At 71.1% G+C, this 6492-nt stretch carries 5 protein-coding genes; 4 read left to right on the top strand and 1 reads right to left on the bottom strand.

All coding sequences use genetic code 11. The features are described 5' to 3' along the window. Positions 1–268 precede the first annotated feature (268 nt). Both rplQ and truA read left to right on the top strand, forming a co-directional pair. Positions 269–775, top strand: coding sequence for a 50S ribosomal protein L17 (gene rplQ, locus AC3ETA_RS07950; RefSeq protein ID WP_030960844.1), 507 nt, complete (start codon positions 269–271; stop codon positions 773–775). A 141-nt stretch (positions 776–916) separates the two neighbouring features. Further along, positions 917–1777, top strand: coding sequence for a tRNA pseudouridine(38-40) synthase TruA (gene truA, locus AC3ETA_RS07945; protein WP_432192077.1), 861 nt, complete (start codon positions 917–919; stop codon positions 1775–1777). Positions 1778–1828: 51 nt separating this feature from the next. Here the strand turns inward: truA and AC3ETA_RS07940 are convergent, their stop codons facing one another. Further along, the gene (locus AC3ETA_RS07940) at positions 1829–2725 is read right to left on the bottom strand and encodes a hypothetical protein (RefSeq protein ID WP_432192076.1); all 897 of its coding nucleotides are present in this window, start codon (positions 2723–2725) and stop codon (positions 1829–1831) included. Between the two features lie 89 nt (positions 2726–2814). Here AC3ETA_RS07940 and AC3ETA_RS07935 point away from each other — a divergent pair, with 89 nt between their 5' ends. Beyond that, entirely contained in the window at positions 2815–4017 is a 1203-nt protein-coding gene (locus AC3ETA_RS07935) for a CapA family protein (RefSeq protein WP_432192075.1), read from the top strand. A 211-nt stretch (positions 4018–4228) separates the two neighbouring features. Beyond that, positions 4229–6487: a HAMP domain-containing protein gene (locus AC3ETA_RS07930; RefSeq protein WP_432192091.1), complete on the top strand. Its 2259-nt coding sequence runs from the start codon at positions 4229–4231 to the stop codon at positions 6485–6487. Positions 6488–6492 lie beyond the last annotated feature (5 nt).

The following is a 6492-nucleotide window of genomic DNA, read 5'->3' as shown; positions in this document are numbered from 1 at the left end:
CTGAAGGACAGCCCGCCCGGATTCGACCCGACCGCCGCCGCGGACGCCTTCGGCGCCGACGACGACGCGGACGCGGGCTTCGTGGAGACCGAGCAGTACTGATTCGGCTTCCGGCCCGTTGTGGCTGGTCGCGCAGTTCCCCGCGCCCCTTTGGGGCGCGGACCCTCCGGGCGTCTGAAAAGGCGCCCGGATCTCCGACAGGTAACCGCCTGCTCGGATACTGACCCCGGTACCTCACACGGCCGGGGCAGACACACAGGAGAAAGAAATGCCGAAGCCCACCAAGGGTGCCCGTCTGGGCGGCAGTGCCGCGCACGAGAAGCTGCTTCTCGCGAACCTCGCGAAGGCGCTCTTCGAGCACGGCCGTATCACCACCACCGAGGCGAAGGCCCGCCGCCTGCGGCCCTACGCCGAGCGTCTGGTGACCAAGGCGAAGAAGGGCGACCTTCACAACCGCCGTCAGGTGCTCCAGGTCATCACGGACAAGAGCGTCGTCCACACGCTCTTCACCGAGATCGGCCCGCGCTACGAGAACCGTCCGGGTGGCTACACCCGCATCACCAAGATCGGTAACCGCCGTGGCGACAACGCGCCCATGGCTGTCATCGAGCTGGTCGAGGCGCTGACGGTCGCGCAGCAGGCCACGGGCGAGGCCGAGGCCGCCACCAAGCGTGCGGTCAAGGAGGCCGACGAGGCCAAGGTCGACACGACCAAGGCCGACGAGGCTGCCGAGGCTCAGGCCGATGAGGCTGCCGAGGAGTCGAAGGACGCGTAAGCGTTCTGCCGGGGGCTGTGCATCGGCGACTGCGGGTTCGTGGTGGCTGGTCGCGCAGTTCCCCGCGCCCCTTCAGGGCGTTGGCGGGTCCGTTCCTTTCGAGGGGCGGGCCCGCTTTTTTGTTGCTGAGAGGATCTCTGTGTGAGTGACGAAGTAGAGCCGGGGTATGTGCGTGTGCGCCTCGATCTGTCCTATGACGGGACCGAGTTCTCCGGGTGGGCCAAGCAGGCCGGTGGGCGGCGGACCGTGCAGGGGGAGATCGAGGACGCGCTGCGGACCGTCACGCGGTCGGGGAGTACGACGTACGAGCTGACCGTCGCCGGGCGGACGGATGCCGGGGTGCATGCGCGGGGCCAGGTCGCGCATGTGGATCTGCCCGAGCAGATCTGGCGTGAGCATCACGAGAAGCTGCTGAAGCGGCTCGCCGGGCGGCTCTCCAGAGACGTGCGGGTGTGGGCGCTGCGGGAGGCGCCCGCCGGGTTCAACGCGCGGTTCTCGGCGATCTGGCGGCGGTACGCCTATCGCGTCACCGACAACCCCGGCGGGGTCGACCCGCTGCTGCGGGGCCACGTCCTGTGGCACGACTGGCCGCTGGACGTCGACGCCATGAACGAGGCCGCGCAACGGCTGCTCGGGGAGCACGACTTCGCCGCGTACTGCAAGAAGCGGGAGGGCGCGACCACCATCCGTACGCTTCAGGAGCTGAGCCTGGTGCGGGGGGACGACGGGATCGTCACCGCGACCGTGCGGGCCGACGCCTTCTGCCACAACATGGTGCGCTCGCTCATCGGGGCGCTGCTGTTCGTGGGGGACGGCCACCGCCCCGCCGACTGGCCGGGCAAGGTGCTGGCCGCCGGTGTCAGGGACTCCGCGGTGCATGTCGTACGGCCCCATGGGCTGACGCTCGAAGAGGTCGGGTACCCCGCCGACGAGTTGCTGGCCGCGCGGAACAAGGAGGCGCGGAACAAGCGGACGCTGCCGGGCGCCCTCGGCTGCTGCTGAGCCCTCAGTGCTGGGAGCCCTCAGTCCTGGGAGCCTTAGTCCTGGGAGCCCTCAGTCCTGGGACCACGTCCGCAGCAGGTCGCCGAGGGCCTCCTCGGTCTCGTCGGCGTCACGGCCGTCGTCGCGGGCGTCGGGGGCCAGTTCCACGTGCAGGAAGGCGGCGTGCCGGCGTTCGGCCGACCTGCCCTGGACGTTGGTGGTGCCCTCCAGCGGGCAGCGCGCGGACCAGCCCCGGCAGACCCGCAGCCCCTCCGACTCCAGGCGGTCGGCCAGCGCCGACGCCTCGCCGGTCGTGCTCTGGGCCGAGCCGCCGGAGACGACGGCCTCGTAGGGGCGGTCGGACGACTCGGCGAAGCCGTGCAGTTGGAGGCCGGGGACCCCGCGCTTCTGGAGTTCCACGACGATCGTGTGGAAGGCGCTGTCCTCGCGGTGGGCGACGTCCGCGGCATCCGTGCGGCCGGCGCGGCGGTGGGCGCCTGCGACGACCAGTGAGCCGGAGGGCGTGTCCTCCAGCAGCCGGACGCCGAGTTCCTCGGTGTCGCGGTCGGACACCGGGTGGGGGACCTGGACGTTCCAGCGCACGTCGGAGTCGGCGGTCAGGTAGAGGCGGCCCCAGCGGGCGGCCTCGCCGTTCGGCCGCAGGGCGGCGATCTCGTCGTAGCGGCGGCCGGAGTCGGTGTCGGTGAGGCGGGTGACGCCGAGGCCGAGGGGGGTGAGGACGCGCTCGGCCCGGGCCGCGTCGCCGTCGAGGAGGTGGCCCACGCCGCGCGCCAGTTCCTCGCGCCGGCTGTCGCCGGGCGGGGTGTAGGGGTAGGGGCCGTCGGGCCCGAAGCCGGCCGTGTAGGTGAGGATCCGGTCGCGCAGGTCGACGAGTTCGCGGGCCTGCGGAACAGAATGTTCCGTGTTTTCGGGCGATGTCGTGTCACAACCGGCGAGCGTGAGGACCAAAACCGTCGGGGCAAGAATGCGAGCGAAACGTGATGTTCTTGTGATGGTAGAGACCGGTTGGGGTGTGAGTGGCATGTGAGTATGTCGCGGTGACATTCCGTAAGTCTCTCCGTATAGGTCGCTCGGTAGCGGTTCTGGGGGCTTTGGCAGGCCTCGTCGCCTCGTGTACCTCCGAGCCGTCCGGGGCTCAGGTGAAGCCCGGTGGGCGCTCGTTCACCGTCGCCGCCGCGGGTGATGTGCTCATCCACCCCGAGCTTGTCGAACAGGCGGCCAAGGACGCCGAGAAGACCGGTGAGGGACGGGCCGGGCTGGACTTCGGACCGCTGATGGCCGGCGTGAAGCCCGTCATCAGCAAGGCCGATCTGGCCATCTGCCACATGGAGACGCCGGTCGGAACACCCAAGGGCCCCTTCGAGGGGTACCCGGAGTTCCTCGTTCCCCCGCAGATCCTCACGACCCTCAAGGACGTGGGGTACGACACCTGCTCGACGGCCTCCAATCACACCTACGACCACGGCCTGGGGGCCGTGAAGCGCACCCTGGACGCGATGGACAAGGTGGGCCTCGGGCACACCGGGTCCTTCCGCACGCCTGACGAAGCAGAGCAGATCAACATTCGGGACGTCAACGACGTCAAGGTCGCCCACCTGTCCTTCTCCTGGGAGTCCTTCCTCAACCCCACGCCCGAGAAGGAGCGTTGGGCCTTCAACCGGATCGGCTTCGACGCCGTGAAGAAGGCCGAGGCCCGGGCCCGCAAGAAGGGCGCCGACGTGGTGATCCTCTCGGTCCACTGGGGCCTGGAGCACTACAACGAGCCGAGCGTTCCGCAGCTCAAGCTGGCCGAACGGATCACCAAGGAGACCGGGATCAACCTGATCATCGGCCACCACTCGCACGTCGTGCAGCCCATCCAGAAGCTCAACGGCACCTGGGTCGCCTACAGCCTCGGCAACCAGGTCGCCCGGCACTCCTCACCGACCGGCCTCACCGAGGAGGGGGCGATCGGCTGGTTCGAGTTCAAGGAGACGACCGACGGCTGGGACGTCAGCGCCCGCTACCGGACCACGCTGGTCGACGTCCCGCCGGAGGTGGAGGAGGGGGGGAAGCTCCCCGAGGACGCGGTCGAGGACCACCGTGTGGTGGACGTGCAGAGCGTGCTCGACCACCCCGGCGAGCTCTCCGCGGACCGGCTGGCCCGCTACCGGCTGGCCGCCGACCGCACCCGCGGCTTCCTGGCCAACCGTGGCGCCCCGGGCGGCGACGGCCTCGAGCAGCTCGATCTCGGGACGTGACGAGCGACACAGGAAGCTCTTGCGCTCCGGAACCCAACCCCGGCGCGTGTCGGCAGTCTTCTAAGGGGACGGCGTCTCACACCCGCGTCAGCGGTGGCTCCTGCGAGCGCCCGAGTAGTGAAGAGGCGAAGGAAAACCACCGGTGACTCCAACCAAGGGCGCACGGCGTCCCGCACGGGGCGGGCGCAGACGCCTGCGCAGACGCGCGGACATGCCGCTGCTGGGCGGTATCCGCCCGCCGATCGCGCTGCTGTGCCTGCTGATCCTCGCCCTGGCCGGGCTGACCGCCAAGGTGCTGGGCCCGGCCGGTGACCCGGTCGTGCCGAAGGCGGTACTGGGCTCCCAGCAGCACTTCGCGGAGGACGGCGCGATCGCCCTACGCGCGTCGATCGACGAGCGAGTCACCGACCTGAACCGCACCGCGGCCGCGCTGAACGCGGGTGAGCCCGCCGACCCGGAGCGGGTGCTGTCGGACCTGAGCAACACGTACCAGAAGTGGACCGGCACCACGGTGCTGGACCTGGAGAGCGGAAAGGTCCTCGCCGCACGGGGTGAAACGATTCCTCTCGCCTGGCTGGACAAGGACGTCCTCACCGGCGACCACGCCCTGACCCCCCGCATGGTGCGCCTGAAGACCGGCGACGTACGGCTGATGACGATGGCCCTCCTCGACTTCAAGGACCGTCCGCAGGAGCTGCTGATCGCCTCCAACAGCCTCTCCGTGCCCGCCATCAACCTGGGCCCGTTCCGCTCGATGGCGGTCGTGGCCCGCGGCGGCGAGATCCTCGCCACGGCCGGCTTCGAACAGGCCGAGGCGCTCAACTCGGACGCCGAGCGCGAGGAACTCGCCTTCCTCCAGAAGCAGATGACCCGGCTGTCCGAGCGCGGCGCCAAGGAGGCCGAGGAGGACCCCGTCAGCGCACGGGAGCCCGGCTCCCGCGGCTACCCGGGCGTCAGCGGAACCCTGCTCGGCGACTCCCACAACGGCCGCGTGGCCACCGCCGGATACGCCTCCCTCGCCTCCGCCGACCCCGAGCAGCGCAAGAGCGTCGGCGCGGGCCTCGGACTGACCGTCGTGGCCATGCTGCCCGTGGTGCAGGAGCACGCCGTCGGGCCGGAGCGGGAGCTGTACGGGCTGGTCGTGGCCGGTGTCCTGGTGGTGTTCGGACTGCTGGCGGCGGCTCTTCTCTGGATGGCCGTGCAGCGGCCCCTGCTGCACCTCTTCCTGGAGTCGCGCCGGCTGGCCCGCGGTGATCTGACCCGCCCCGTCGAGGTGCCCCGCTGGGGCGAGACCGCCCGGGTCGGGGCCGCCCTGGAGCGGCTGCGGGCGCAGCTGTCCGGCGACGCCGGGGCGGACCGGGAGGCCGGTGGCCGCAAGGGCCGGCGCGGCCGGTTCGGTCTGCGCGTGCCGCTGGTGCTCACCGCCGTCCTGCTGCTGCTGTGGTGCGTGCCGGTCGGGCTGCTCCTCAACCGCACGGACGCCTCGGTGAGCGTGCCGAGCACCATGGTCAACGACCAGCGCGACCGCACCGACCTCGTCGCCGACCGGGTCCGCCGCGCCCTCAACGAGGCCCAGGCCGACCTCGTCTCCACCACCCGCCTGATCGACGCGGACGACCCCGGCGCCACCACCGGCGTGCTGGACGACACCCTGCGCAAGCACACGCGTTACGGCTCCCTGTACATCGTCGACAAGGGCGGCGACGTGGTCGCCCGCGCCGGCGAGGAGCCCAGCGCGGACTGGAGCGAGGACGCGAAGGACGCGTCGCTCATCCGGGTCGCGGGCGAGGGCGGCAAGAAGCCGGTGATCCAGGCCGGTGCCGCCGTACCGGACGCCAAGGGCCTGACCCTGGTCGGCGAGATCCGGGTGGAGTTCCTGAACTCGCTGCTGGCCCGGCCCGGTCTCGGCGAGGTCCGCGTGGTGGACGCCGAGGCGCGGACCATCGCCGGCAGCAACGGCTTCCTGGCCTTCGAGAGCCTGCCGCGCGAGTCGCTCACCGACCTCGTGCGGGCCGGCGGCGTCAAGGTCGGCGCGGGCCCCGTGGAGAACGGCCTGCTCATCCGCGAGGGGCGCTCGGTCACGGTCGCCGCGGCGGCGCCCTTCTCCGGCGGCGGTGTGGCGGCCGACGTCGGCTGGACCGTGATCAGCTGGCAGAACGCCAAGCACTTCGAGATCGCCCCGTACGAGCGCGAGGACCGCAGCGTGCTCGCCGGGATGCTCGGGCTCGCGCTGATCGTGGTCTGTCTCGGCTGGATCCACCTGGTCGTCGTCCGGCCGCTGCGCGCCCTTGCTGACGGCGCCGAGAAGCTCGCCGACGGCGACCTCAAGACCGTGCTGTACCCCCGCTACCACGACGAGGTGGGGGCCGTCGTCCGCAGCCTCGAACTGGTCCGCCAGCAGTTGCAGGCCCGCAGGCAGAACCAGGCACGCCGGAGTGCCGAGCCCCGGCTCGGCGCCGGAGGAAGGTGACCGGA

It is taken from the genome of Streptomyces sp. bgisy027, from assembly GCF_057710365.1.
This window is presented reverse-complemented; position numbering and strand designations above follow the sequence as displayed.

Coding starts and splice junctions, on each gene's coding strand:
- rplQ (WP_030960844.1), top strand. CDS start 269: ATGCCGAAGCCCACCAAGGGTGCCCGTCTGGGCGGCAGTGCCGCGCAC.
- AC3ETA_RS07930 (WP_432192091.1), top strand. CDS start 4,229: ATGCCGCTGCTGGGCGGTATCCGCCCGCCGATCGCGCTGCTGTGCCTG.